Genomic DNA, 25,627 nt, shown 5'->3' on the forward strand with positions numbered 1-25,627 from the left:
TATCAACATAATGCATTGGACTCATGTTCCACCGCGTGCCTACGGTGAAGCGGTAGGGATCGAGCGCAAGGGAGCGCCTGTATGGGTAGAACGGTGACGGTGGGCGACGCCGTGGGCCAGGCTCTACGTGAACTTGGGGTCGCGCAGATATTCGGCGTCGTCGGCAGCGGGAACTTCGTCGCCACGAACGCGATGATCGAGGGCGGGGCGCGCTTCGTCGCCGCCCGGCACGAGATGGGCGCGGCCTGCATGGCGGACGCCTACACACGCCTGACCGGGGAGCTCGCGGTCGTGAGCGTGCACCAGGGGTGCGGGCTCACCAACGCGATGACGGGGATCGCCGAGGCGGCCAAGTGCCACACCCCGATCCTCGTCGTGACGGGAGACACAGCGCTCGGCGACGTGTCCACCAACTTCGCGATCGATCAGGACCGCGCCGTCGAGGCGCTCGGAGCCGTCGCGATGCGGATCCACACCGCCGAGACCGCGGTCGCCGACGCCGTCGCCGCCTACGACCGCGCGATGCGTGACCGTGTCACCGTCGTCCTCTCCCTCCCCATCGATCTGCAGGCTCGGCCCTGGCAGGGCGAGGTCACCGTGCCGCCGCGCGGCGAGGTCCTTCCCGCGGGTGCTTCGGACGAGAGCATCGCCCGGCTCGCCGACGCCCTCGCGAGCGCCGAGCGACCGGTGATCGTCGGGGGTCGCGGAGCCCGACACGCCTCGGCCGAGCTGCGCGCGCTCGCGGAGCACAGCGGCGCCCTGCTGGCGACGTCCGCCGCCGGGCGAGGCCTCTTCGTCGGCGACGAATGGGCCCTCGACGTCATGGGCGGCTTCTCGACGCCCGGAGCGGCAGAACTCATCCGCGAGGCCGACCTGCTCGTCGGGTTCGGGGTGGCGCTGAACGGATGGACGACGCACCGCGGCACGCTTGCGGCGCAGCCCGTGGTCATCCAGGTCGACGACAGGCGCGAGGCCTTCGGGCTGCACCGCCCCGTGTCGCTCGCCATCCTCGGAGACACCGCGCAGGTCGCCTCGGCGGTCACGGCCGAACTCGCCTCACGCGGCGACGCGCGCGCCGGATATCGCACCCCCGAGGTCGCCGAACGGGTCCGCGGCGCCCGCAACTGGGTGGATCAGCCCGTCGACGAGCCCGACGACGACGGACTGGTCGGCGCGAAGGCGCTGACGAACGTCCTCGACGCGATGCTGCCCCTCGAGCGTGTCGTCGTGCCGGACGGCGGAAACGTCAACTTCTTCGCGGGTGCCTTCCTCCGGGTGCCGGATGAGAAGGGCTACGTCGTCCCGCTCGGCTTCCAATCGATCGGCCTCGGGCTGGCGAGCGCGATCGGCGCGGGCGTCGCCCAGCCGCAGCGCCTGCCGATCCTCGGCACCGGCGACGGCTCGTTCATGATGAGCCTGGTCGAGCTCGACACGGCCGTGCGCCTGGGTCTCGGCATGGTGATCGTCGTCTACAACGACGACGCGTACGGCGCGGAGGTGCACCTGTTCCCGGGGCAGCAGGATCGCCACGGAGTCGTCCGCTTTCCGGAAACGGATGTCGCGGCCATCGCCCGCGGATTCGGATGCGAGGCGATCACGGTGCGGAGCCTCGGCGATCTCGGCGGCGTCGAGGACTGGCTGGCGGGGCCACGAGATCGCCCGCTCGTGATCGACGCCAAGATCGCCGGTTACCCGACGCCCCTCATGGAGGACGATGCTCCGCACCACTGAGCCCGCCGAGGGCATCCCGTCCGTGGGAACCTGGTCCGGTGCGCCCCGATCCCGTGTCGGCAAGGCATGACTCGCTACCGAGAGGGGACAGACATCGTCGAAACCGCCCGCATCCCTGCGACGACCGAACGTGACCCACTCCTACGGCTCGACCCGGCGATCCCCCTGCGCGACGACAGCGTGCGGCGCATCGGGGGGCACGACTTCGACTTCGCCCGCCGCGTCGCCGTCATGGCGATCGTGAACCGTACACCCGACTCGTTCCACGATCGAGGAGCGGACTTCGCGCTCGAGCGTGCCGTGGAATCGTCGCTGCGCGCGGTCGCGGACGGGGCCGACTGGGTCGACATCGGGGGAGTGCCTTTCGGGCGCGGCCCGGACGTTTCGGTCGCAGAGGAGCTCGATCGCGTCGTCACGACCGTCGAGGCCGTGGCAGCGGCGTCCGACGTGGTCATATCGGTCGACACCACCCGAGCTGTCGTCGCCGACGCGGCGATCGCGGCGGGCGCTTCGGTCATCAACGACACGAGCGGATTCTGGGACCCGGACATGCCCGGGGTCGTGGCGCGCACCGGCGCGGCGGTCGTTCTGACCCACAGTCTCGGCCCGCCCAGATCCGAGCCGCCCCGACCGCACTACGACGACGTCGTGACGGCCGTGTGCACGCGGCTGAGTGGACTGACCGAGACGGCGCTCGCCGCGGGTATCCGTCAAGACCGCATCGTCGTCGATCCCGGCCATGACCTGAACAAGAACACGATGCACTCGCTCGAACTGATCCGGCGCCTGCCCGAGGTCGTCGCGCTGGGCTATCCCACGCTCGTCGCGCTGTCCAACAAGGACTTCGTCGGCGAGACGCTCGGGCGCGAACGCGGTGACCGCTTGGTGGGCTCCATCGCCGCCGCGGTCTCGTGTGTGCTGGCCGGAGCGCGCCTCGTGCGCGCCCACGATGTTCGGGCGACGGTCGACGCGCTCCGGATGACCGAGGCCATTCTCGGAACACGGGAGCCGCTGCGCGTCTGGCACAACAACGGGCAGAACTGATGAGACCCGGGCGGGCGCGCTCGCACGGACGGAGGTGCCCGATATGACGATCCGACTCGCGAGCGGTGCGGGTGCGGAGCTCGACGTCGACGGCCTGGCGAGCCTCTATGCGCGGCCCGACACCCAGGAGCGCACGCAGCCGTGGGTGCGCGTGAATTTCGTCTCGACGCTCGACGGCTCGGCGGTCGGACCCGACGGGCTGAGCGGATCGCTGTCTTCAGCATCGGATCGCGAGGTCTTCGGCGTCCTGCGCAGGCTGACCGATGCCGTGCTCGTCGCGGCAGGCACCGTGCGCGCCGAGGGGTATGCCGGGGCGCTGGTCGACCAAGCCCAGAGCGACTGGCGTGGCGCGCACGGACGGGCAGAGCATCCGGACTTCCTGATCGTGTCGCGAAGCCTCGACATCGATCCCGCGACCCTTGACGCGTCGCCGGTGCGGCCGGTCGTCATCACGACGCGCGACGCTCCCGCCGACGCGGCGCGCTCGCTGGCCCCGTACGCGACGGTGGTGGCGTGCGGCGAGCGGGACGTGGACGTGGCGGAGTTGCGTGCGTGGCTCGAGCGCGCGGGCTATCGGGATGTGCTGTGCGAGGGTGGCCCGAGCTTGCTCGGTGCGCTCGTCGCCGCGGACGGGCTGGACGAACTGTGCCTGACGCTGGCCGCGCAGCTCGTCGCGGGGCAGGGGCCGCGCATCGCTGTCGGTTCGCCCGCGGAGCGTGGGATGTCGCTGGAGCACGTTCTACGGGGAGACGCGGGAGACCTGCATCTGAGGTACACGCGGACACGCTGACCGCGCCGCCGCGGATTCGGCCCCGGCGTCAGGCCAGGTTGGCGTACCGGCCGCTGTAGAACACGAGGGGCTCGCCCTCACTGGGCTGTGAGCATGCGTTCACGCGGGCGATGACGAGTTCGTGGTCACCGGCATCCGCCACGGTCTCGATCGTGGCATCGAACCAGCTGAGGCAGTCCTCGAGGATCGGGTGCCCCGAGGGGCTCGTCAGCCAGGACGATTCCGCGAACCGGTCGATTCCGCGTTGCGAGAAGCGGCGTGCGACGTCCTCGTGGTGGAGCCGAAGGACCGAGACGGCGAACCGTCGGCCGGGACGGATGCCCGCCCATGACGCGCTCGTGAGCATCGCACAGAACGAGATCAGCGGTGGCGACAACGACACGGAAGTGAACGAGTTCACGGCCATTCCGACCGGGCCGTCCGGCGTCGCTGCGGCGACGAGCGCGACACCGGTGGGATAGCGACCCAACGCGTCGCGAAAGCCGCGGGAGTCCTGGTGGGTGTCGATCGCCGCGAGGGGGCGGACGACCGGGGACGGAGTTGCAGTGCTCATCTTCGAGACCTCTTCTCAGTTCTGGCGAACGATCATCACGATACGAGAAGTACTAATGAGTAAACAAGCAGTACTTTAAAAATACGCTGCACGGAACCTTGACGACGTTGCGCTCGGTGGGGAACACTGGCCGAAAGTACGAAGAAAGTTCAGTACGTGTCATAAAAATACCCCTGATGGATTCCCGTCACGGGTCAGGGAGGACCGAACGATGAGTATCACCGTCGATACACCGCAGGCCCCGCCGGTACCCGGCGTCGATCGACCCACATTGCTCGAGGCCGCGCGCGCGATGGAGCCGATGCTTCTGGCCGCCGAGGAGGTCATCGAGAACGAGCGTCGCGTCCCGCAGGAGATCACCGATGCTATGTACGAGAACGGGATCTACCGCGCGTTCCTGCCTTATGAACTGGGTGGGATCGAGGCCCACCCGCTCGAGTGGCTCGATGCCGTGGAGGAGATCTCGCGGGTCAACGGCTCGGTCGGATGGCTCTGCATGCTGCACTCCGGACAGACCTTCGTCGAGGAGGGCGTCATGCACGACCTCCTCGAGCAGGACAAGTGGATCACGGCCTCGAACGTCGGCCGCGCTGCGGGCAAGGCAGTGCGGGTGCCGGGTGGCTACCGCATCAGCGGACGGTGGCCCTTCAGCAGCGGGTCCCCCGAGGCCACCTGGCTCTCGGGGCGTTCGGTGCTCTACGACGAGCACGACGAGCCCGTCACGCACCCGCATGACGGACTGCCATGGTTCATCGTCGCGATGTTCCCCGCCTCGGAAGTGACGCTCTACGACACCTGGGACGGCCATGGCCTGCGCGGCTCGGGGAGTGGCGACTTCGAGGTCAAGGATCTCTTCGTGCCCTCGGAGATGGTCAACGAGGCCGGCATCTGGGAGCGCAAGTACGATCGTGCGCTGTTCCGCTATTGGTTCAATGTCATGGCCCACGGCGCGCACGCCCTCGGGCTCGCGAAGGGGGCGATCGAGGAGTTCGTGAATCTCGTCCACGTGTCGGCGAAGCGCGGTTCGTACCGCCAGGCGCGTCTGGGCAAGGAGGCGATGCATCAGTACGCGCTCGGCAAGGCCGACACGATGGTGCGGGCGGCGCGCGCGCACCTATGGGACCTGGTGGGTCAGGCGTACGAGAACGCCGAGAAGCAGTGGCCGATCGACTATGAACTGCGTGTCCTTCTGCACGGTGCGGTCATCAACGCCGTCCACACCTCGCGCGCGGCGGTGGACCTGATCTTCCAGCAGGCCGGCGCACCCGCGGTGTTCCGTGGTCGTCGCATCGAACGGATCCACCGCGACATGTTCACGGCGGCCAACCACGCCCTGATGGCCGAGTCGTCATATGACCGGATCGGGCAGTACATCATGTCGAAGGACAGCCCCACGGGGCCGGAGATCGAGATCCGCGAGATCGGCTACGTGCCGGGCCCGCACCCTCAGCACGATCGGAAGAAGGCGGAAGGGGCGCAGGACCGAGCGTGACGGGAGACGTCCGTGGGGGTCTTCGGCCGCACGGATCTCGCCCTCGACGCGGACGCACAAGTGTCCTGCGCGAGACCAGAAGTAGACGCGACAGACACCATTGATACTTTCGATTGGTGGCGGTCGAGTGCGCTGACGGACCGCGACAGAGCAGTGCAACTAGATACCGAGGCTCTCGACGCAGAGAGTCACCCTGGCAAACGATGGAGTTTCCCTTGTCTTCAATCACCGTGCGCGCCCTCGATAAGCGATTCGGCGACTACCAGGCCATCCGCGGCGCTGATCTCGCCGCATCCGACGGCGAATTCGTCACCCTGCTCGGAGAGAGCGGATGCGGAAAGACCACGACCCTGCGCTGTATCGCCGGCCTGGAGACGCCCACGTCGGGGCACATAGCGATCGGTGACCGCGTCGTTTACGACAGCGGCGAGCGGATCGATGTGCAGCCCGAGCGGCGCGAGACGGGCATGGTGTTCCAGAGCTACGCGCTGTGGCCGCACCTGACCGTGCTCGAGACGATCCTGTATCCCCTCAAGCGCCACAAGGTCCGTGGCAAGGAGGCGATGCAGCGGGCGCGGGACGTGCTCGAGACCGTCGGCCTCGGTCCTTTCGCCACGCGACCCGCGACATCGCTCTCGGGTGGACAGCAGCAGCGCGTCGCACTCGCACGTGCGCTCGTGAGCCGCCCCGAGCTGATGCTGTACGACGAGCCGCTGTCCAACCTCGACCCCTCGCTTCGCCGTCAGGTCCGCGATGAGATCCTGCGCTTGCACCGATCCAACGGCACCACGTCGCTGTATGTGACGCATGATCTCGAGGAGGCGATGCATCTCTCCGATCGCATCATCGTGATGCAGTCCGGTCTGCTGGAGCAGTCGGGTACCCCCGCGGAGATCTTCGCCAAGCCCACCAACGAGTTCGTCGCCAAGTTCGTCGGATTCGAGAACCTGCTCGCCGCAAGCGTCGAGGCGGTCTACGCCGACGAGGTCACCCTGCGGATGGAGGCGGCGGGGGTCGATGTCACCCTGCCCCGGTCCACCACGACAGGCCCCCTCTCCCGCGGCGACGAGGTCGTCGTGGCCTTCCGATCGGCCAACGCGGTCGTGGTGTCGGAATGCGAGCCCGGCGCGCCACGGCTGGAATTGGCCGGTGTCATCGAGAGCGTCGACTTCCTCGGCTCGCGCAACGAGTTCCGCATCAAGAGCGGTGGGGCGTCGCTGCGCGTCGCCGAATCGGAGCGTGACTACCGTCGCCAGAAGCTGCGCCGCGAAGCTGGCGCCCGCGTCTGGGTCGAGGTCGACGCGGAGCTGTGCTCGGTGATCCCGACCGGTCGGCGCAGCGCCACGACCTTGCCCGAGCCGGTCGCCGTCACGGGTGCGGTCGTATGACGCGTCTGCCCGCCGAGTGGCGGGGCGAGCGGCTGTTCGGCAAGGTGCTGCTCGGGGTCGCGATCGCGATCCTGTTCATCCTCTTCCTGTGGCCGCCGGTCATGATGGCGATCGCCGCATTCCGTGTGGGCAACCTCGCGGGCCAAGGGGAGTGGAGCGTCGTTCCCTTCATCGAGACGCTCTCGCGCGAGAGCACCTGGCGCGTCTCTCTGAACTCGATCATCCTCTCGGCCGCATCCAGCATCGGGGCCCTCGCGATCGGCACCTTTCTCGCCTGGGTCGCCGTTCGCACGACGACGCCGCTGCGACGGTGGATGACGCCCATCATGGCCGTCATCCTCGTCATCCCCTCCCTCTTCTACGGTCTCGGCTGGTACCTGGTGGTCAACGGCAACGCGGCTCCCGTGAACATCATGCTGCGAGAGTGGTTCGGGATAACCGGATCGCCTCTCGGTTCAGGCTGGCCCATCATGCTCTTCGTCGTGATCGGCTTCGTCATCCCCGTCGGCTACCTCTTCATGGTCGGCCCCATGGCGCGCATGGACGCGGCCCTCGACGACGCCGCGCGAATGAGCGGCGCGACACGCGGCAACGCGTTCTTCACGGTAACGCTGCCACTCCTGCGCCCGACGATGTTCGGCGTCTTCGTGCTCATGACGTCCTACGGGTTCAGCGCGTTCGAGTTGCCACTCCTCTTCGGCATCCAGGCCGACATCAACGTCTTCTCGACAGCGGTGTACACCACGCTGACGGCGCAGGAGGCGGTGCCCAACTACGCGGGTGCGAGCACCCTGTCGCTCATCCTGATGGCGCTCGTGATCCTGCTCGTGCTCGTGCGCTCGCGAATCCTCGGCGGACGCCGCTTCTCCACGATCACCGGCAAGGGTTTCCGCCCCGAGCCCAAGAGCTACGGCCGCATCCAGTGGCTCTTTCTCGCGATCTTCATCGCGGTGGTGTGCTGGGCGGGATTGATCCCGCTCGTGCAGATGATCCTCGGCTCGTTCCAGCCGATGTTCGGCGTGTCGCTCGGCTTCACGACGGCCAACTACGAGCTGCTCCTGCGGGACCCCGGGACCGGTTCGCTGATCGTCTTCACGCTGATCCTCGCGGCGATCGGCGGATTCGTCGCAGCCTCCGTCGCACTCATCATGAGCCACCTGTCCGCGCGCTCCGGCCGCTTCCTGCGCGGCGTCACCGGGCTCGTGAGCTGGGCACCGGTTGCCATCCCGGGGGTCCTGGTCGGTCTTGCGCTCATCACCGCGTACCTCCCGATCCCGGGCCTGCGGAACATGATCGGCACGCCGTTCATGCTGCTGCTCGGATTCATCGTCGTGGTCACGCCGATCGCGACGCGCGCCATCGAGGGCGGGGTGCTGCAGATCGCGACCGAGCTCGAGGAGTCGGCCCGGATTTCGGGGGCGTCGAAGGTCGTCACCTTCTTCACGGTGGTCCTGCCCCTCGTGCTGCCGAGCTTCCTCGCGGGCTGGTTCATCGCCGGCATCGGTATCTCCGGCAACCTCAGCCTCCCCGTCCTGCTGTCCTCGCCGTCCATGCAGACCGTCGCCGTCCAGGCATACGACTCGTATCGACAGGGCTACGCGTCCGAGGCGGCTGCACTGTTCCTGCTGCTCATGCTCTCCGTTGCCGCGGTCGGTGCGGTTGCGTGGGTGGTGGTCTCGGGAGGAGCCCGCCTGCTCAAGCGTGCTCGACTCACCCGCATCGAGAGAGCACTCATAACGAAAGGAAGTGTCGCGTATGTCTAAACGCCAAAGGTGGCTCGTAGCAACCGCGCTCGTCGTCCCCCTCGCCCTGCTCGGGAGCTGTTCGTCTGGAGCAGATCCCGCAGACCCGGGTGCTTCGGGTGGCGACGGTGGATACGGTGGGGCCCTGGGCAGCGCCGAGCAGGAGGCCGAGTTCGAAGCCCTCTACCAGGCGGCAGTGGACGCGGGAGAGAACCAGGTCATTGCATACGGACCGCCGCCCGCGCGCGCCCTCATTGACGCCTTCCAACAGCGCTTCCCGGGCATCGAGGTGAACTACCAGCAGCTGCAGACGGCTGAGCGGATCGCGAAGCTCGAGCAGGAGAAGCAGACCGAGAACTATGTGGCGGATGTCGCCTCCGACGGCCGGACTCCGATCGTCTCCATGGCGGTCGATGGATGGTGCCAGGAAATGGACACCATCATGGATGTGCCGAAAGAGTGGATGGGCCCGAACAACGCGGCCATGTTCCCGTATGTCTCGGTCTTCGGGCTCGTGATCAACACGGACATGATGGATGCGGAGGATGCGCCCCAGAGTTGGGAAGAGCTGATCTCGCCCGAGTGGGAGGGAAAGGTCGTCATGGTCAGTCCCGCGGCCGGGGGCGCCGCCGCCTTCACGTTCGCGATGATGCAGACGCCGGAGGAGAACGCTGAGAAGTATGCGGGCATCAAGGAGGGCATCAAGGACAACGTCACGCTCGTGGCCCGGGATGCACTCGTGTTGCAGGAGGTCGCCCAGGGCACGTACCCGATCGGCGCCCTCGCCTACTATCCGTACTTCGTCGAGACGGCCGCCCAGGGCGCGCCGATCGAGTTCGTCTTCCCGTTCACCGAGGGTGGCGGCAACATGTGGACGAAGAGCGGCAACTGCCTGATCGAAAACGCTCCTCACCCCAATGCCGGCGCGCTGTGGATGAACTGGCTAACGAGCGACGAGGGACAGACGGTTCTCGCCGATTCCGGCTGGTACCCGACGATGCCCGGCATGCCGGGCCCCGGCGGTCTGCCCCCGCTCGAGGACATCGATCTGCTGCACGCGCTGCCTGACGAGGAGGCCATCACGGCCTACGGCCCGTACGTCAAGGAGGTCATCGCCTTCTTCGGCGGCTGAGTCCACGGCCGGATCTTCCTCGGGCCCGCAACGGCTGGCCCGGGGAAGATCCGCGCCCACCTTCCGTGGCTCATCTCTGCGATATTCTGACCGGGGCCCGGGCAGGCGCCCGAAACGCCGGAAGATCGCCGGTCCCTGGCAACGATCACCTGGCGAAGGGAACCCGATTGACCGATACGAATGCGGGCCCGCAGTACTCCACCACGGTGGCTCGGGCGGCGATGCTTCTGCAGCTCCTCGCCGAGAATCCGGACGGCCTGGGTATCACCGTCCTCACGCGTCACCTCAACACCCAGCGCGCGCCGCTGTATCGGATCCTCGAGGCGCTCATCCGGGCGAGGCTGGTGCGCCGTGACGACCAGAAGCGCTATCGGCTCGGGATCGGCACGATCCAGTTGGCGCGGGCCTACTCCGTGCAGTTCCCGGCGGGCCTCGAGCAGCTCCTCGCCGAGCTCGCCAACGACGTCGGCGTCACCTCGACCCTCGTCTCCGCCGAGGGTGACGTGCTCACCACGGTGCTGTCCGTGACCCCCAGCACGAACGCCGAGCACGTCTTCACCCCGCCCGGCTTCCGGCATCCTGATGGGCCGCTGGCGACCCGCATCGCCCTCCAGGCGTCCGCCCCGCCCGCAGAGGACGATTCCGACGCGATCGTCGAGGCGCGTCGCCAGGGCTACGCGATCGCGCGCGGCTCGGTCGCACCCGTGCGCTACGCCGTCGCGGCGGTCGTGCCGAATTCCGCCCTCTCGGGTGCTGCCCTCGTCGTCGCTCTGGTCTCCGTCGTCGACTTCGACGCAGAGAGTGCCGCCGAACGCCTGATCCACACGGCCCAGCTGATCGGCATGTCACTCGGAACCGCAGGGAGCGGGGGAGGCGGCGCCGTCGGCGACTTCCGCCGGAGCGACTACTGACGAGCCGCCGACCCTCGGGTGTCGTCTGCGCGCCACCGGGGCGCGTGTTCCGCACGCCGGACGCGCACGTCGGGTTCGGTCAGGCGTCCGCCCCGCGATGCCCTCGCCCCACTGTTTGGCTCGCGGGCCCGCCTGCGCTAAGCTGATCCCTTGGTGCCTGTGCCCTGCTGGCCCGGCACCGCGAACGTGAGCCCTCCACTGGCTCGTTGCCCGGACATCCATCCGGAGTCAACACCCCGGAGCGGGATTCACGAACATCTCCGTTCGATCAAGAAAGCAGCACTACTGTGACGCGCACGTACACCCCCAAGGCTGGCGAGATCCAGCGCGAGTGGCTCATCATCGACGCGACCGACGTCGTTCTGGGCCGCCTCGCGAGCCACGCTGCAGCGCTTCTGCGCGGCAAGCACAAGCCCACCTTCGCCAACCACATGGACACCGGCGACTTCGTGATCATCGTCAACGCCGACAAGGTCGCGCTGACGGGTCAGAAGCTCGAGAAGAAGAAGGCCTACCGCCACTCCGGCTACCCGGGCGGACTCAAGTCCGTCACCTATGGCGAGCTCATGGACAAGAACCCCGAACGCGCCGTCGAAAAGGCCATTCGCGGGATGCTTCCCAAGAACAGCATCGGTCGCCAGCAGTTGGGCAAGCTCAAGGTCTACCGGGGTGCCGAGCACCCCCACGCTGCCCAGCAGCCCAAGACGTACACCCTCGACCAGGTCGCCCAGTAAGCGCCGCACTCATCTCAAAGGACATACTCGTGGCGAACATCTCCGACTCCACTTCCTCGATTGACGAGGCCCCCCAGAGCTACTCGACCGAGACGCCCGCTGACCAGGCGGCAGCAGCCGTCGCGGCAGAGCGTCCCGTCCTGACCGTTCCCGGCGCAGCCGTGGGTCGTCGCAAGCAGGCCATCGCCCGCGTGCGCATCGTCCCCGGCTCGGGCACGATCACGGTCAACGGCCGCTCGTTCGAGGACTACTTCCCGAACAAGCTGCACCAGCAGCTCGTCACCGACCCGTTCACGGTCCTCAACCTCACCGACGCCTACGACGTCATCGCCCGCATCTCGGGTGGTGGACCCTCGGGTCAGGCCGGCGCCCTGCGCCTCGGCATCGCGCGTTCGCTCAACGAGATCGACGTCGAGAACAACCGCGCCACCCTCAAGAAGGCCGGCTTCCTCTCGCGTGACGCTCGCGTCAAGGAGCGCAAGAAGGCCGGTCTCAAGAAGGCCCGCAAGGCGCCTCAGTACTCGAAGCGCTAACCAGCGGTCAGCGCTCCGATGCCACTGTTTGGCACGGACGGCGTTCGGGGTCTCGCCAACGGGACCCTGACCGCCGACCTCGCTCTTTCGCTTGCCCAGGCGACGGCCGTCGTCCTCGGGCAAGGTCGCACGGCCGAGGCCCGGCGTGCGCAGGGACGCCGGCTCACAGCCGTCGTCGCGCGCGACCCGCGGGTGTCCGGGGAGTTCCTCACGGCCGCGGTCGCGGCGGGGCTCGCCTCGTCGGGGGTCGATGTGCTCGAGGCCGGCGTCCTGCCGACCCCGGCGCTCGCCTTCCTCGTTGCCGACCGCGACGCCGACTTCGGTGTGATGGTCTCGGCCTCGCACAATCCCGCTCCCGACAACGGCATCAAGATCTTCGCCCGCGGCGGGATGAAGCTACCCGACGCGGTCGAAGAGCGCATCGAGCGAGCGATGTCGGGACCCAAGCTCCAGCCCACGGGCGCGGAGGTCGGGCGCATCGCGCGATTCTCGGATGCCGAGGACCGCTATGTCATGCACCTCCTGGCGTCTCTGCCGCAGCGGCTCGAGGGAGTGAAGGTCGTTCTCGACTGCGCCCACGGAGCCGCATCCGGGGTCTCGCCCGAGACCTTCCGGGATGCGGGAGCCGAACTCGTCGTGATCGGCGCCGACCCCGACGGGCTGAACATCAACGACGGTGTCGGCTCGACGCACCTCGATGTGCTCGCCGCGGCCGTTCTCGAACACGGCGCGGATGTCGGGATCGCCCACGACGGTGACGCGGATCGCTGCCTCGCGGTGGATGCCTCGGGCCGGATCGTCGACGGTGACCGCATCATGGCGATCCTCGCGGCATCACTCCACGAACGCGGACGCCTGCACGATGACACGCTCGTTGCGACGGTCATGAGCAACCTCGGCCTGCACCGCGCGATGTCCGAGCGAGGCATCCGCGTGCTGCAGACCGCCGTTGGCGACCGCTACGTTCTCGAAGAGATGACGCGCGGCCGCTACTCGCTCGGCGGCGAGCAGTCCGGGCATCTGATCATGAGCGACTACGCGACGACGGGCGACGGCCTGCTGACCGGGCTGCACCTGGTTGCCGAGATGGCGCGCACGGGCAAGTCGCTGGCGGAGCTGGCGTCGATCATGACGGTCTTTCCGCAGGTCCTCGTCAACGTGCGGGACGTGGACCGGTCGCGTGCCAACAGCGACCCGGTCGTCGTGGCCGCAGTGGCCGCAGCATCCGCTGCACTCGGCGACACCGGTCGCGTTCTGCTGCGTCCGTCGGGCACCGAGCCGCTCGTTCGCGTGATGGTCGAGGCCGCCGACGAGCAGACGGCCCGCCGCCACGCCGACGAGCTCGCCGACGTGGTGCGCGAGGCACTCGCCCTCTAGGGAGTGCGCGGGTCATCGTTCGCGCACCGCGCCTGCCGTCCGACGTCGCGGCGGAGGCGGTTCAGGCGAAGGCGGGTATCCGCGGAGCGAACGCGATCACGCGGCACCCACCCGCCGGTGTGAGTTCGGACTCGAGTCTGCCGCCGATTCCGCTCACCTGTCGCCGCAGGTTGTCGAGTCCCGGGGCCTCGCGATGGCTGCCGTCTCCCGCTGCGTCGTCGGCAACCGAGACGCGGACCATCCCCGCCGTTACGCCGATCTCGACATCGATCCGTTGAGCGCGACAGAACTCGAGGGCATTGAGCGTTGCTTCGACGACCGTGTGGAACAGCACGGCACGCCGCTCGATCTGCACGGAACCGGCGCCCGTTGCCGCATGTACCTCTCCCGGGTCGCTGACGCGGAGTCGGACCGCGATGGGGTTCGGGACGACCGTGATGAAGGCGCGAACGGCGGGCACCAGGCCATGATCGAGCGCCTCCGGATAGCTGAACATGGCCAACCCCTGTTGCCCCGCGATGGCTACGTCGGCGAGTTCACGTTGCACGGATTGCATGCGCAGCTTGATGAGGCCGTCCGCATCGCCGATGATCTCCGCGATCTCGTCCATCACATGCCCGAAGCGCTCTTTCAGCGTGTCGTGATTGTCCGATGCGAGCTGGTGTCGTGTCCGCGCCTGTGTCCGAAGCAACGTCACGAGAGCTTGGGAACTCTGCGCGGCCGACAGATGCGATGTGCGTTCGGCCCAGCGGATCCGCTGCTGCGAGCGGGTCACATACGCCGCGAACGCGATGATCAGGCTGATCATGACTCCCGATACGGCGGCGTCCGCGAGAGCTGGCAGTACATCGTGCTGCGAGTAGATGCCGACCGTGATCTGCATGACCGCGCGCAGTGCAGCCACTCCCACCCCGGCGGTGAGCACGAGGGCCGCCGCGGTCACCGGGCGCCGCGTCTCGATGCGAAGCTGGCTGACGATCAGGAGCGTGGTGATCACGGTCAAGAGGTTGATGAAGATGCGTCGTCCCAGATCCCAGCTGAGCGGAACGGGTTCCCCGACCAACTCGTCGGGGACTCCGAGGACGATGATGGCCTGTGCCGTAGCGGCGAGGGCCACCGCACCGCCGAGTACCGCGATCGTGACGAGCATCGTGCGGGTATCCGCGTGTCGATCTGCCGCCGATCGGGCCTTTTCGCGGTGCGCACGGGTTTCGCTGTCCGTGGGCACACCCGCGGGTGCACGCCCGCGAGACAGCCACGAAGCGCGGGGCGGATCGGAGGTATCGCGGCGGTCGTTGATTGACAACGTGTGTACCTCCGAAAGCGCTGGCGGGAATGGCGTCCCCCCGCCGAGGCCGATACTAGCGGCACTCGCGCCGATAATCCGCACGCCGCACGGTATTGGATTCGTGACTCAGCCCCAGGTCAGCGACTCGATATACCGCAGCAGGACTCCCTCTCGAAGGGCCCAGGGGCTCACCTCGAGCTCTTCGACACGCAACGCTGTCATGGCCTCGTGCAGCACGACCGCACCCGCGACGATCTGCATCGTTCGGTCGGCGGTGATCCCCGGCAGCTCCTGCCGTGCGCTCGCGGGCAGCCGTGCGAGCCGAGGAATCCAGGACGCGAGGGCGGCGCGGGGCAGCACCATCCGCTCGATTCCCGACCACCCGGGCATCGGGTACCCCGCGAGTTTCGCGAGCGAGCGGATCGCCTTCGACGACCCGACGACGTGGTCCGGCTTGGGCTGTGCTCTGAATTCGCGGGCGACGGGCGCGAGCACCTCGGCGGCGTGGGCGCGCAGGCGATCGGTCGCGGCCTCGCCGGGCGGGTCGTCGGGCAGGAAGCCCACGGTCATCCGCCCCGCTCCGAGGGGGACGGATGCCGCGGTCTCGGGCAGCTCCTCCGAACCCGATGCCAGCTCGAGCGAACCCCCTCCGATATCGAAGAGCAGAATGCGCCCGGCAGACCACCCGAACCACCGGCGCACCGCGAGGAACGTGAACCGCGCCTCGGTCTCCCCGCCGAGCACCTGCAGCGGCTGTCCCAGAGCCGCCTCGATGCGTTCGATGACCACGGCGCCGTTCGTCGCCTCACGGACGGCCGACGTCGCGGTTGCCAACAACTCATCGACGGCCTCGGCGGTGGCGCGGTCGCGTGCCTCGGATACGGCGGTCTCGAGCGCGCGGATGCCTTCTTCCGTGATGGATCCGTCCGGCGCCAAGTACCGCATCAGGCGCAATACCGTGCGGTGGCTGGTCGTGCCCAGCGGACGGCCGCCCGGTCGCGCATCGGCAACCAGCAGATGGACGGTATTCGATCCGATATCGAGGACTCCCAGGCGCACCGGTGAAGCGTAGCGCGGCCGGAGTGCCCCTCGTCGCGCAATGGCCAGACCCCGCGCGATACCATCGAACGGTGCCCGCCGAGGAGATCGCGACCACGTCATTGCTGACGCCCTACCGTGAGATCGAGCGCGCCGAGTGGGCGCGAACGGCGGCCGGGATGGCGCAACCGCTCTCCGAGACGGAGATCGTGCAGCTGCGTGGCCTCGGTGACCGTCTCGATGTGGACGAGGTTCGTGAGGTCTACCTCCCGCTCAGCCGCCTGCTGAGCCTGTACGCGAATGCGACGAAACGTCTCGGTGCCGACACGAGCGGGTTCCTCGGCGAACCCGACACGACCACGCCGTTCGTCGTCGCCGTCGCGGGCTCGGTCGCCGTGGGCAAATCGACGATCGCGCGTCTGTTGCGCGAACTGATGAGCCGCTGGCCGGGCACGCCGCGCGTCGAACTCGTCACGACCGACGGGTTCCTCTTTCCCAACGCCGAACTCGAGCGGCGCGGGCTCATGAGCCGCAAGGGGTTTCCGGAGTCCTACGACCGCCGCGCACTGATCCGCTTTCTGACCGAGGTGAAGAGCGGGGCGCCCGAGGTTCGAGCGCCCTTCTATTCGCACATGCGCTACGACATCGTTCCGGACGCGAGCGTCGTCGTCCGACGCCCCGACGTCGTGATCGTCGAGGGCCTCAACGTTCTTCAGCCCCCGGCGCTGCCGAACGACGTCGCGGTCAGTGAGCTGTTCGACTTCGCCGTCTACGTCGACGCCGATCCCGAGCACATCGCCCGGTGGTTCGTCGAACGATTCCTGGCGCTCCGACGCGGAGCGTTCGCGAATCCCACGTCGTACTTCAACGTGTTCGCCCACCTCAGTGACGAGGAGGCCGTCCAGACGGCGATGAAGTACTGGGACGAGATCAACATGCCCAACCTGGTCGAGAACGTCATGCCCACGCGGCATCGAGCGACACTGATCCTGCAGAAGGGGCCCGAGCACGCGGTTGATCGCGTGTTCCTGCGCAAGCTGTAGCCGCGTCGCGTAGCCATCCCCGCTGTCTTGGGGCGTCCAATCCCCGTTGGGGCGCGGCATGCCACGCCCCAACGGGGATTGGGCGCCCCGACTCTGAGCGTGGGGCGCTCCCCGCAGAGTGACCGGCTCACCTGCTGCACAGCCGCGGCGACTTAGGATGTCCCTCATGTGTGGAATCGTCGGATACGTCGGCCCGAGGCCGAGCCAGGCCATCCTTCTCGCCGGGCTCGCCCGACTCGAGTACCGCGGCTACGACTCGGCGGGCATCGCCGTGATCGACGGTTCCGGCGAACTCGGGATGCGCAAGCGCGCAGGCAAGCTGAGCGTGCTCGCCGAGAACCTCGCCGCGGACCCGCTCCCCACAGGGACGACGGGCATCGGACACACCCGCTGGGCGACGCACGGGGGCCCGACCGACGTCAACGCGCACCCGCACCTTGCCGACGACGACCGCCTCGCCGTCATCCACAACGGCATCATCGAGAACTTCTCGGAGCTGAAGGCCGAGCTGCTCGACGAGGGATATACCTTCCAGAGCGAGACCGACACCGAGGTCGCCGCGGTGCTGCTCGGCCGCGAGTACCGGAAGAGCGAGGACCTCGCGACGGCGTTCCGCGCCACCGTCAGCCGCCTCGACGGTGCGTTCACGCTGCTCGCCGTGCACGAGGAGCACCCGGATCTGGTCGTCGGCGCTCGCCGCAACTCACCGCTCGTGATCGGACTGGGTGAAGGCGAGAACTTCCTCGGCTCCGACGTCGCGGCGTTCGTCGAGCACACGCGCCGCGCGCTCGCGATCGGACAGGACCAGATCGTCGCGATCACACCCGGCGGCGTCACGGTGACCGACTTCTTCGGATCGCCGGTCGAGGTCGAGCCGTTCGAGGTGATGTGGGATGCGTCGGCCGCCGAAAAGGGCGGTTGGTCGTCGTTCATGGCCAAGGAGGTCTCGGAAGAGCCCGAGGCCGTCGCGAAGACGCTGCTCGGGCGAACCCGCGACGGTCAGGTCGTCATCCCGGAACTCGATGGGCTGGACGAACTCTTCGCGGGCATCTCGCGCATCGTCGTGATCGCCTGCGGCACGGCCGCCTATGCCGGTCTGGTGGGCAAGTACGCGCTCGAGCAGTGGGCACGCATCCCCGTGGATGTCGAACTCGCCCACGAATTCCGCTATCGCGACCCGGTGATCGACGCCAGCACGCTCGTCGTCTCGATCAGCCAGTCGGGCGAGACGATGGACACCCTCATGGCCGTCAAGTACGCCCGCGAACGCGGCGCCAAGACGCTCTCGATCTGCAACACGCAGGGCGCGACGATCCCGCGCGAGTCGGATGCGATCGTCTACACGCACGCGGGACCCGAAGTGGCCGTGGCATCCACCAAGGCCTTCGTCGCCCAGATCACCGCGCTCTACCTGCTCGCCCTGCACGTGGGCCGCGTGCGCGGTGCGATGAGTGCGACCGAGGCGGCGCAGCAGGTGGTCGAGCTGGAGGCCGTGCCCGAGAAGATCGCGCAGATCCTCGAGCGCGAGCAGCCCCGCATCGAGCAGCTCGCGCACTGGATGGCCGACACCCGGTCGGTGCTGTTCCTCGGGCGCCACGTCGGTTATCCGATCGCTCTCGAGGGTGCGCTCAAGCTCAAGGAGCTGGCGTACATCCACGCCGAGGGCTTCGCCGCGGGCGAGCTCAAGCACGGGCCGATCGCGCTGATCGAACCCGGCCAGCCCGTGTTCGTGATCGTGCCGTCGCCGCGCGAATCCGCGCTGTTGCACGCGAAGGTCGTCTCGAACATCCAGGAGATCCGGGCTCGCGGCGCACGCGTCATCGCGATCGCGGAAGAGGGGGATGCCGCCGTGCTGCCCTTCGCCGACGAGGTGCTGCGCATTCCGCTCGCCGCCCCCCTGTTCGAGCCGCTGCTCGCCGTCGTTCCCCTGCACATCTTCGCGATGGGACTCGCGACGGCGAAGGGCCTGGACGTCGATCAGCCCCGCAACCTCGCGAAGTCCGTCACCGTCGAGTAGCCCCCCGGGGTGGCCGGGGTGGGCTCGCCCGGGAGTAGATGCCGCGCGGGGCGTCGGCGGACGACGAGAAGTGCCGGGGAGCGGCTCGAAAGCCAGCGGGGATAGGGTGGCGAGGTGAAGATCGGAGCCCACGCGTGATCGTCGGGATCGGTGTGGACATCGTCGACATCCCCCGTTTCGAGCGAACCCTCGAGCGCACGCCACGCCTGCTCGAGCGTTTGTTCTCACCGGGAGAGCGGATGCTGCCGCCCCGTTCGCTCGCTGCGCGCTACGCCGCGAAAGAGGCGCTGATCAAGGCCCTCGGCGGTTCGGACGGCGTGCACTGGACCGAGATCGAGGTCACCCCCGAGGCATCCGGACGCCCCTGGTTCACCCTCGGTGGTTCCACGGCCGACGTCGTCGCGTCTCGCGGTATCACCGCCGTCCACCTGTCGATGTCGCACGACGCCGGGCTCGCGACCGCGTATGTCGTCGCGGAATCGGATGCATCGGCATCCGCCGTTGCGGTCGTGCGCCCTGTGCGGCCCGCACCCACCGCACCCACCGCTCCCGCCGCTCCCGCCACTCCCGCCGCTCCCGCCGGACCCGAGGAGACCCGATGACCCAGTTGCCCGCCGGGGTCATGCGCGAGGCCCTCATCGATGTCGGCGCGATCACGGCGAACACGCGGCACCTGCGTCGCCTGACCGGTGCCGAGGTCATCGCGGTCGTCAAGGCGGACGGGTACGGGCACGGCGCCGCGCGCTCGGCCGTAGCGGCCCTCGAGGGCGGCGCGACGCGCCTCGGTGTTGCCGATGTCTCGGAGGCGCTCGCTCTGCGCCGTGCGGGCATCATGGCCCCGATCGTGGCCTGGCTGCACGCGCCCGGCGCGTCGTTCGTGGAGGCCGCCGCCGTGGGGATCGAGCTCGGCATCTCGAGTTTCGACCAGCTGCTGCAGGCAGCGGCCGCGGCATCCGTCGACCGGCCGGTCGGCGTGCACCTGAAGCTCGAGACGGGCCTGTCGCGCAATGGCATCGCGCCGGGGGACTGGAACGTCGTCTTCGCCGAGGCCGCACGCCTGGAGCGGATCGGCAAGCTGCGGGTCGTGGGGCTGTTCAGCCACCTGTCGAACGCGACCCGCGAGGACGATCTCGCGGCGCTCGCCGCGTTCGAGTCCGGTGTCGTCGCGGCCGCAGGCCTCGGCCTGAACCCGTCGCTGCGGCACATCGCCGCGACCCACGCCGCGATCGACCTGCCCGAGGCTCGCCTGAACTGCGTGCGCATCGGTATCGGCCTCTACGGCCTCTCACCGTTCGCGGGACGGTCGTCGGCAGAGCTCGGCCTGCGCCCCGCCATGACGCTGCGCGGGGCGGTCGCGGCGGTGCGGCGCGTCTCGGCCGGGCAGGGCGTGTCGTACGGCTACGACTACCGCACGGGCGGGCCCACCACCCTCGCCCTCGTGCCGCTCGGGTATGCGGACGGCGTGCCGCGCGCGGCATCCGGTCGCGGCCCGGTGACGATCGGTCGGGCACGCCTCAACGTCGCGGGGCGCGTCGCGATGGACCAGTTCGTGGTGGACGCGGGCGACACCCCGGTAGCCGTCGGCGACGAGGTCGTGCTGTTCGGCGACCCGACGCTCGGCGTCCCCTCCGCGGACGACTGGGCGGATGCCGCGGGCACCATCAACTACGAGATCGTCACGCGGATCGGGCCGCGGGTGCCGCGTCGGCAGGTGTCGTCGTGAGCGTTCCGGACGACCTGCTGGGCCGCCACGACATCGTGACGGCCGACGACATGGAACAGCTCGGGCGCCGGCTCGGTGCGGGCCTCGTCGCCGGGGATCTGCTCGTTCTGACGGGCCCGCTCGGCGCAGGGAAGACGACCCTGACCCGCGGGATCGCGGAGGGACTCGGCGTGCGGGGGCCGATCCAGAGCCCGACGTTCGTGATCGCGCGCACGCATCCGTCCCTCGTCGACGGCCCGCCGCTCGTGCACGCCGATGCTTATCGCCTGGGCTCGGCGCTCGAGCTCGACGACCTCGACATCGACGCGGACGGCTCGGTGGTCGTGGTCGAGTGGGGTCGAGGTATGGCCGAGGGTCTGCGGGAGCAATGGTGGGAGCTCGAGATCGAGCGCCCGGTCGGCGGGCGGGGGGCCGACACGATGTGCGGCGATCTGTCGCGTTCGACCGAAGCCCTGGACGACGATGCCCCGCGCGTCGTGACGATCTCGCGCCGCCCATAGTTTCGTCGCGGTGTTTCGCCTCCCCGGGCACACGACCGTGGACGCGGGGTACCCCCGGCACGCCGTGGGGCGCTGGAACCCCGTTGGGGCGCGGGACCCCACGCCCCAGCGTGATTCTGGCACCCCGGGCGCCCGACGGTGGCGAGGCGGGCATCTGGACAGCCGTGGGGCGCTGGAACCCCGTTGGGGCGCGGGACCCCACGCCCCGACGTGATTCTGGCGCCCCGGGCGCCCGACGGTGGCGAGGCGGGCATCTGGACAGCCGTGGGGCGCTGGAACCCCGTTGGGGCGCGGGACCCCAGGCCCCAACGTGATTCTGACGCCCCGGATGGACGAAGCGCCAGCGCCGAGCGCGGCTGCAGCGCCCCAACGGGCTTCTCACGCCCCGGGTGGCGGGGAGCTGAGGGCACGAGAAACCCCGACTAACCTGGAGGGCGTGATCCTCGCCATCGACACCTCCCTCGGCTCTGCCGTCGCGGTCGTCGACCTCGACGGGATCACGCTCGGCGAAGCCTCGAGCCCCAATGCGCTCGGCCATGCCGAGATCATCGGCACGCTGCTCGAAGGGGCCTTGACCGAGGCATCCGTCGCCCCGCGCGACATCACTCATGTCGCCGCGGGGATGGGTCCCGGACCCTTCACCGGCCTGCGCATCGGCATCGCCGCCGCACGGACCTTCGCCTTGGCCCGGGCCGTGCCGCTCGTCGCGGTCGCGAGCCACGACGCCGCGGCGCTCTCAGCGTTCGAGGCGGATGCGTCCGGTCCGATCGCGATCGTCACCGACGCTCGCCGCCGCGAGTTCGCCTTCACGGTGTATGCGGGGTTGGTCGAAAAGCTTCCCGTCCGGACCACCTACCCCGCACTCGCCCCGCGCGACGACCTCGACGCGCGCCTGCTCTCGCTCGCCCTGCCCGCGAACCCCATCCGGCGCGTCGATGTCACGTCGATCTCCGCAGGAGCACTCGGTCGTCTGGCGGGACGGATGCTCGCTGCCGGAATCGCCGGCGACGGCGCATCCGTCGAGCCTCTCTACCTTCGCTCGCCCGACGTCACGCTGGGTCACGCGCCCAAGCGGGTGGGCGTATGACACTCCGGACGGCGACTCCCGAAGACCTGGACGCGATCATGGCGCTCGAGCGTGCCTCGTTCCCGACCGATGCGTGGTCGGACGCGATGATGCGCGAAGAGCTCCGCTCGCCCCACGGACGCTACCTCGTGCTCGAAGAGGCGGGGCGGCTTATCGGCTACGGCGGCATTCGTGCCGTCCACGGGGGGACGGATGCCGACATCCAGACCATCGCGCTCGCCGAGAGTGCCCGGGGCCGGGGTCGGGGGCGAGGCCTGCTGCGGTCGCTGCTTACCGAGGCGGGGGATCGGGGTGCGCGCGAGGTGTTCCTCGAGGTGCGTGCCGACAACCCCGTCGCGCAGGCGCTGTACGTGTCGGAGGGCTTCGCCGAGATCGCCCGCCGCCCGAACTACTACCAACCCGATGGGGTGGATGCGATCGTCATGCGCCTCGACTTGCGCGGCTGGCTCGCCGCGCGGGCAGAACCGAATCCCGCGGCAGAACCGAACCCCGCGGCAGAACCGAACCCCGCGGCAGAACCGAACCCCGCGGCAGAGCAGAACCCCGCGGCGGAGCCGAACCCCGGAGCAGAGTCGAACCCCGCAACTGAGCCGGCTGCATCCGAGGCGGGAGCGTGCACGTGAACACTCGCCAACCGCTGGTGCTCGGCATCGAGACGAGCTGCGACGAGACCGGAATCGGCATCGTGCGCGGCCGCACGCTGTTGAGCAACACGATCGCCAGCAGCATGGACGAGCACGCCCGGTTCGGCGGGGTCGTGCCCGAAGTCGCCGCGCGAGCGCACCTCGAGGCGCTCGGACCCGCGCTCGACGCCGCTGTCGCGGAGGCGGGCATCCGGCTCGAAGACCTCGACGCCGTCGCGGTCACGAGCGGTCCGGGGCTCGCGGGCGCGCTCATGGTCGGCGTCGGCGCCGCGAAAGCGCTCGCGATCGCTCTCGACAAGCCGCTGTACGCCGTCAACCACCTCGTCGGCCACATCGCGGCGGACCTGCTCGATGCGAACGCTCCGCCCCTCGAATACCCGACCGTCGCCCTGCTCGTGTCGGGCGGGCACACCTCGCTGCTTCTCGTCCGCGACCTGACGAGCGATGTCGAGCTGCTCGGCGAGACCATCGACGATGCCGCGGGCGAGGCCTTCGACAAGGTTGCCCGCTTGCTCGGGCTGCCCTACCCGGGCGGTCCCGAGATCGATCGGGCCGCGGCATCCGGCGATGCGCGGGCCATCGCGTTCCCGCGCGGGCTCTCGCGCGCCTCCGACCGTGAGAAGCACCGCTACGACTTCTCGTTCTCGGGTCTCAAGACCGCCGTCGCCCGGTGGACCGAGCAGCGTGAAGCCGCGGGTGAAGACGTGCCGATCGCGGATGTCGCGGCCTCCTTCCGCGAGGCCGTCATCGACGTGCTGGTCACGAAGGCCCTCGACGCCTGCGCGCAGTACGACGTGCCGCGCCTCCTGCTCGGCGGAGGCGTGATCGCCAATCGCCGCCTACGCGAGGTCGCGCTGGCTCGCGGCGAGGAGGCGGGCGTGGCCGTTCGCATCCCCCCTCTGTCGCTCTGCACCGACAACGGCGCCATGATCGCCGCCCTCGCCGCGGAGCTGATCGTTTCGGGACGCGCCCCGTCGACGCTCGAGTTCGGTGCCGATTCGACGCTGCCCGTCACCCAGATCCAGGTCGCGGCGCGTGACAGTGGGTCCGAACCGCGCGCGGCAGAGGGGGTGCCCGTATGAGCGAAGAACCGACGGATGCCGCGGCCCCCGCGCCCACGCGCCGTTCCACGCAGGCGGCTCGGCCCGTGCCGCCGCCGGTGCCGCAGACCGCGCCCGGGGCCCCGCCCGTGCCTCCTGTCGTCCCCTCATCGGTGCTCGCCGCTGCACAAGAGCCTTCCGTCGCCGCGCCCGGGTCCGGAGGGGCGGCCCCGTCCGGCACCGATGCCGAGCAGGCTCGCCCCGACGCGCCCGCTGCCGAGGCCGATGCACCGCCCGAACTCGCGTGGGCTCCGCCCGCGCCCCGTCAGCCTCCGGCCCTCGCCGGGTGGGCCCTCGCGGTCGCGATCGTCGGCCTCGTGGTCTCGCTCGTCGTCGGCTGGGGTTTTCCGGTCGGCATCATCGCGATCGTCACGGCGATCGCGGCGCTGCGCCGCCCGGACAGCCGACGCCAGGCGGCCGGGTGGGCGTTGGCCCTCGGCATCCTGTCGGTCCTCTACAGCGCGCTCTGGATCGCCGTCGCCGTGAGCCGGGGACCTCTGTTCTGACGCCGCTTCCGCTCTGAGCCGCGCCGCAGTTCAGACCCGGTCGGCGAGCACCGCGATGCGCGTCGATCCGATCCGGGTCAGCAGCAGGGTCGCCGATGCGTCGCCCTTCAGACCCAGGCGCGTGCGCAACACTGCGGGGTCGACATCCACGCCGCGCTTCTTGATCTCGAGGCGCCCGATGCCCCGTTCACGCAGTGCCCGCGCGAGCTTCTTGACGTCGGCGGGGAGCTGTTCACGCACGCGGAAGCTCGCGACGAACGGGCTCGTCAGCGCCGCGTCTCCCGTCAGGTACGCGATTCCGGGAGCGATCGGCCCCGCCTCGAGGGCGCGGGCGACATCGCCGACGAGGCGCGCGCGGATGACGGAGCCGGCGGGTTCGTGCAGGAAGACGCCCAAGGGATGCACGGGCTCATCCTCGGTGTCGGCGGCCGCCGTCAGCTCGTGTGACTGGCCGTCCGCCATGACGACGGCGGCGCGGGTGATCCCGGGCCGCGCGAGTACGCCCGACCAGAGCACGAGTTCGAGCGTGGAGCCATCCGCGGTGATCCACTGCGCCTCGGCGAACGCGGGCAGGCGGTCGCGGTCGAAGCCCGGCCCGAGCTTGATGCCGGTGGGCTTCTCGGTCGCGAGCGCGAACGCCCAGTCGAGCGAGGGGGAGTAGTCCTCGGGACGCGAGAGGCGGGATGTCTCCGTGTGACCGGCCGTGCGGCGCGCGGGATCGAGCCACACGCCGTCGTAGCCCGAGACGTCGATGTCCTCGGCCCGGGCGTGGCGTACTTCGGCCGACGGACCGAACGGGGCGAGGTTGTACGCGGCGATCGCGGCCGTGACCTCGTCGGCGTCCACCGCGAGCACCCTCAGCCCGAGCCCGGCGAATCCCAGGGCATCGCCCCCGATTCCGCTGCCGAGATCGGCGACGCTCTCGACCTCCGCGTCCCGGAAGCGTCCGGCGTGCAGGGCCGCGACCGACAGGCGCGTGGATTGCTCGAGTCCGGCCCGGGTGAAGAGCATCCGGGCCGCGTGAGCGCCGAACTTCGTCTCGGCGCGCGTTCGCAGGCGGGCCTGGCCGACGACGGCCGACACGAGGTCGGGGGAGTGCCCCGCGGACCGCAGCCGCGTGACCTCGCGGGCGACGTCCGCGGTGGTCGTGAGCGGCGGGGTCTGATCGAGCAGCCGCAGCCCCTCGGGCGTCAGCAGCGCCCGCAGTTCGGCCATCTCCACCTGTCCAGCCTAGGTGCGAGGCGGTGAGCGCAT

23 protein-coding genes and 1 pseudogene are annotated in these 25,627 nt (G+C 69.4%); 20 read left to right on the plus strand and 4 right to left on the minus strand.

Going from position 1 to position 25,627, the window contains the following annotated elements; translation table 11 throughout:
* Positions 1–81 precede the first annotated feature (81 nt).
* The 3 genes from C2868_RS16350 to C2868_RS16360 all read left to right on the plus strand — a co-directional run bounded on the left by C2868_RS16350 (position 82) and on the right by C2868_RS16360 (position 3,565).
* On the plus strand, positions 82–1,731 hold the full coding sequence (locus C2868_RS16350) for a thiamine pyrophosphate-binding protein (RefSeq protein WP_198519493.1): 1,650 nt from the start codon (positions 82–84) through the stop codon (positions 1,729–1,731).
* Positions 1,732–1,797: 66 nt separating this feature from the next.
* On the plus strand, positions 1,798–2,775 hold the full coding sequence (gene folP / locus C2868_RS16355; RefSeq protein WP_100809933.1) for a dihydropteroate synthase: 978 nt from the start codon (positions 1,798–1,800) through the stop codon (positions 2,773–2,775).
* A 43-nt stretch (positions 2,776–2,818) separates the two neighbouring features.
* A complete protein-coding gene (locus tag C2868_RS16360) occupies positions 2,819–3,565 on the plus strand; it encodes a dihydrofolate reductase family protein (protein ID WP_100809934.1) in 747 nt (248 codons plus the stop codon).
* A 28-nt stretch (positions 3,566–3,593) separates the two neighbouring features.
* Here C2868_RS16360 and C2868_RS16365 read toward each other — a convergent pair whose 3' ends face one another.
* A complete protein-coding gene (locus C2868_RS16365) occupies positions 3,594–4,118 on the minus strand; it encodes a flavin reductase family protein (RefSeq protein WP_100809935.1) in 525 nt (174 codons plus the stop codon).
* A 211-nt stretch (positions 4,119–4,329) separates the two neighbouring features.
* Between C2868_RS16365 and C2868_RS16370 the strand changes: the two genes are divergently transcribed.
* The 8 genes from C2868_RS16370 (at position 4,330) to glmM (ending at position 13,427) form a co-directional block, all read left to right on the plus strand.
* A complete protein-coding gene (locus C2868_RS16370) occupies positions 4,330–5,610 on the plus strand; it encodes an acyl-CoA dehydrogenase family protein (RefSeq protein ID WP_100809936.1) in 1,281 nt (426 codons plus the stop codon).
* A 215-nt stretch (positions 5,611–5,825) separates the two neighbouring features.
* Entirely contained in the window at positions 5,826–6,998 is a 1,173-nt protein-coding gene (locus tag C2868_RS16375; protein ID WP_181003495.1) for an ABC transporter ATP-binding protein, read from the plus strand.
* Positions 6,995–8,761, plus strand: a complete 1,767-nt coding sequence (locus C2868_RS16380) for an iron ABC transporter permease (RefSeq protein WP_100809938.1) — start codon at positions 6,995–6,997, stop codon at positions 8,759–8,761. The genes C2868_RS16375 and C2868_RS16380 overlap by 4 nt, the downstream gene beginning before the upstream one ends.
* On the plus strand, positions 8,754–9,872 hold the full coding sequence (locus tag C2868_RS16385) for an ABC transporter substrate-binding protein (protein WP_100809939.1): 1,119 nt from the start codon (positions 8,754–8,756) through the stop codon (positions 9,870–9,872). Before C2868_RS16380 ends, C2868_RS16385 begins: the two co-directional genes overlap by 8 nt.
* Before the next feature lie 167 nt (positions 9,873–10,039).
* Positions 10,040–10,783 (plus strand): helix-turn-helix domain-containing protein, encoded by a 744-nt coding sequence (locus tag C2868_RS16390; protein ID WP_100809940.1) that lies wholly within the window; start codon positions 10,040–10,042, stop codon positions 10,781–10,783.
* A gap of 287 nt (positions 10,784–11,070) precedes the next feature.
* Complete coding sequence (gene rplM, locus C2868_RS16395; RefSeq protein WP_100809941.1) at positions 11,071–11,517, plus strand: 50S ribosomal protein L13; 447 nt, start codon at positions 11,071–11,073, stop codon at positions 11,515–11,517.
* A gap of 29 nt (positions 11,518–11,546) precedes the next feature.
* Positions 11,547–12,050, plus strand: coding sequence for a 30S ribosomal protein S9 (rpsI, locus tag C2868_RS16400; RefSeq protein WP_100809942.1), 504 nt, complete (start codon positions 11,547–11,549; stop codon positions 12,048–12,050).
* An 18-nt stretch (positions 12,051–12,068) separates the two neighbouring features.
* Positions 12,069–13,427 (plus strand): phosphoglucosamine mutase, encoded by a 1,359-nt coding sequence (gene glmM, locus C2868_RS16405; RefSeq protein ID WP_100809943.1) that lies wholly within the window; start codon positions 12,069–12,071, stop codon positions 13,425–13,427.
* Positions 13,428–13,488: 61 nt separating this feature from the next.
* Here glmM and C2868_RS16410 read toward each other — a convergent pair whose 3' ends face one another.
* Together C2868_RS16410 and C2868_RS16415 are read right to left on the minus strand one after the other, a co-directional pair.
* Entirely contained in the window at positions 13,489–14,577 is a 1,089-nt protein-coding gene (locus C2868_RS16410; RefSeq protein WP_100809944.1) for a hypothetical protein, read from the minus strand.
* A gap of 264 nt (positions 14,578–14,841) precedes the next feature.
* Positions 14,842–15,774 (minus strand): Ppx/GppA phosphatase family protein, encoded by a 933-nt coding sequence (locus tag C2868_RS16415; RefSeq protein ID WP_100809945.1) that lies wholly within the window; start codon positions 15,772–15,774, stop codon positions 14,842–14,844.
* A 71-nt stretch (positions 15,775–15,845) separates the two neighbouring features.
* On the opposite strand from C2868_RS16415, the gene coaA reads away from it, so the two are divergent.
* From coaA to C2868_RS16460, 9 genes and pseudogenes are all read left to right on the plus strand, one after another.
* Positions 15,846–16,796, plus strand: a complete 951-nt coding sequence (gene coaA, locus C2868_RS16420; RefSeq protein ID WP_100810086.1) for a type I pantothenate kinase — start codon at positions 15,846–15,848, stop codon at positions 16,794–16,796.
* 166 nt (positions 16,797–16,962) lie between these two features.
* Positions 16,963–18,813: a glutamine--fructose-6-phosphate transaminase (isomerizing) gene (glmS, locus tag C2868_RS16425; RefSeq protein ID WP_100809946.1), complete on the plus strand. Its 1,851-nt coding sequence runs from the start codon at positions 16,963–16,965 to the stop codon at positions 18,811–18,813.
* A 134-nt stretch (positions 18,814–18,947) separates the two neighbouring features.
* Positions 18,948–19,301 (plus strand): annotated as a pseudogene (locus C2868_RS16430) (holo-ACP synthase); the annotation flags it as partial.
* A gap of 110 nt (positions 19,302–19,411) precedes the next feature.
* Positions 19,412–20,536 (plus strand): alanine racemase, encoded by a 1,125-nt coding sequence (gene alr / locus C2868_RS16435; RefSeq protein WP_181003496.1) that lies wholly within the window; start codon positions 19,412–19,414, stop codon positions 20,534–20,536.
* Entirely contained in the window at positions 20,533–21,036 is a 504-nt protein-coding gene (gene tsaE, locus C2868_RS16440) for a tRNA (adenosine(37)-N6)-threonylcarbamoyltransferase complex ATPase subunit type 1 TsaE (RefSeq protein WP_232711107.1), read from the plus strand. The genes alr and tsaE overlap by 4 nt, the downstream gene beginning before the upstream one ends.
* Before the next feature lie 436 nt (positions 21,037–21,472).
* Entirely contained in the window at positions 21,473–22,123 is a 651-nt protein-coding gene (gene tsaB / locus C2868_RS16445) for a tRNA (adenosine(37)-N6)-threonylcarbamoyltransferase complex dimerization subunit type 1 TsaB (RefSeq protein ID WP_100809948.1), read from the plus strand.
* Entirely contained in the window at positions 22,120–22,746 is a 627-nt protein-coding gene (gene rimI / locus C2868_RS16450) for a ribosomal protein S18-alanine N-acetyltransferase (RefSeq protein ID WP_100809949.1), read from the plus strand. Before tsaB ends, rimI begins: the two co-directional genes overlap by 4 nt.
* The gene (gene tsaD, locus C2868_RS16455; protein ID WP_100810089.1) at positions 22,743–23,849 is read left to right on the plus strand and encodes a tRNA (adenosine(37)-N6)-threonylcarbamoyltransferase complex transferase subunit TsaD; all 1,107 of its coding nucleotides are present in this window, start codon (positions 22,743–22,745) and stop codon (positions 23,847–23,849) included. Before rimI ends, tsaD begins: the two co-directional genes overlap by 4 nt.
* Complete coding sequence (locus C2868_RS16460; RefSeq protein WP_100809950.1) at positions 23,846–24,373, plus strand: hypothetical protein; 528 nt, start codon at positions 23,846–23,848, stop codon at positions 24,371–24,373. Before tsaD ends, C2868_RS16460 begins: the two co-directional genes overlap by 4 nt.
* A gap of 30 nt (positions 24,374–24,403) precedes the next feature.
* Here the strand turns inward: C2868_RS16460 and C2868_RS16465 are convergent, their stop codons facing one another.
* Complete coding sequence (locus tag C2868_RS16465) at positions 24,404–25,594, minus strand: class I SAM-dependent methyltransferase (protein ID WP_100809951.1); 1,191 nt, start codon at positions 25,592–25,594, stop codon at positions 24,404–24,406.
* Positions 25,595–25,627 lie beyond the last annotated feature (33 nt).

It is taken from the genome of Microbacterium sp. CJ77 (assembly GCF_002911615.1).
GTDB lineage: Bacteria > Actinomycetota > Actinomycetes > Actinomycetales > Microbacteriaceae > Microbacterium.

Excerpts from the sequence above, each read along its gene's own strand:
- C2868_RS16360 (WP_100809934.1), top strand. The coding sequence starts at position 2,819 with ATGACGATCCGACTCGCGAGCGGTGCGGGTGCGGAGCTCGACGTCGAC.
- rimI (WP_100809949.1), top strand. The coding sequence starts at position 22,120 with ATGACACTCCGGACGGCGACTCCCGAAGACCTGGACGCGATCATGGCG.
- C2868_RS16380 (WP_100809938.1), top strand. The coding sequence starts at position 6,995 with ATGACGCGTCTGCCCGCCGAGTGGCGGGGCGAGCGGCTGTTCGGCAAG.
- glmM (WP_100809943.1), top strand. The coding sequence starts at position 12,069 with ATGCCACTGTTTGGCACGGACGGCGTTCGGGGTCTCGCCAACGGGACC.
- alr (WP_181003496.1), top strand. The coding sequence starts at position 19,412 with ATGACCCAGTTGCCCGCCGGGGTCATGCGCGAGGCCCTCATCGATGTC.
- folP (WP_100809933.1), top strand. The coding sequence starts at position 1,798 with ATGACTCGCTACCGAGAGGGGACAGACATCGTCGAAACCGCCCGCATC.
- C2868_RS16350 (WP_198519493.1), top strand. The coding sequence starts at position 82 with ATGGGTAGAACGGTGACGGTGGGCGACGCCGTGGGCCAGGCTCTACGT.
- C2868_RS16385 (WP_100809939.1), top strand. The coding sequence starts at position 8,754 with ATGTCTAAACGCCAAAGGTGGCTCGTAGCAACCGCGCTCGTCGTCCCC.
- C2868_RS16410 (WP_100809944.1), bottom strand. The coding sequence starts at position 14,577 with ATGCTCGTCACGATCGCGGTACTCGGCGGTGCGGTGGCCCTCGCCGCT.
- C2868_RS16370 (WP_100809936.1), top strand. The coding sequence starts at position 4,330 with ATGAGTATCACCGTCGATACACCGCAGGCCCCGCCGGTACCCGGCGTC.
- C2868_RS16460 (WP_100809950.1), top strand. The coding sequence starts at position 23,846 with ATGAGCGAAGAACCGACGGATGCCGCGGCCCCCGCGCCCACGCGCCGT.
- C2868_RS16365 (WP_100809935.1), bottom strand. The coding sequence starts at position 4,118 with ATGAGCACTGCAACTCCGTCCCCGGTCGTCCGCCCCCTCGCGGCGATC.
- glmS (WP_100809946.1), top strand. The coding sequence starts at position 16,963 with ATGTGTGGAATCGTCGGATACGTCGGCCCGAGGCCGAGCCAGGCCATC.